The organism is Vibrio sp. 378, assembly GCF_033339435.1.
In genome coordinates, this window is sequence record NZ_JAWOUO010001160.1 from 1 (window position 1) to 523 (window position 523).

The following is a 523-nucleotide window of genomic DNA, read 5'->3' on the forward strand; positions in this document are numbered from 1 at the left end:
CCCATAAAAAGGCAGCGCACAGAGCAAGCCATTCGTAACCCATGATTGATAGACGTCCTTGTTGAATAGGGTTGAGGGCTCTTAATATGCATGAAATGCCACGAGCAATGCCATCATTTTTTTATTTATTATTGGGAAGTTAAAGGGCTAGATAACATCAATAAAAAAGCAGCTCTGGGAGCTGCTTTTTCGGGGCGGTTTACACTTTAAAGCGACTGATGTTTTCTCGCATGGTGTTCGCTGTGTTGAACATTCTGCGTGCGCCTTCACTGCTTTTCAGTGATTGCTCAGCAATGACATCTGCATCGTCTTTGATACCTTGAGTATTGCGGCTGATGTCTTCACTTACCGCTCGCTGCTCTTCTGCTGCGCTCGCAATCTGCATCGCCATATCATTAATCTCAGTGATAGAGTTGGTGATGCTGGTTAGACTGTCGTGCGCTTGCTGTGCGTAATCCACGCTGGTATCTGCCAAGCTAGTGCTGGCTTGCATGCTGTTTACGGCAAGCTTGGTATTGCTTTG

The 523-nt window shown here is 46.3% G+C and carries 1 pseudogene; it reads right to left on the minus strand.

What is annotated here, in order from left to right:
* Window positions 1-199 precede the first annotated feature (199 nt).
* Window positions 200-523, minus strand: a pseudogene (locus tag R7Q48_RS30920) (methyl-accepting chemotaxis protein); the annotation flags it as partial.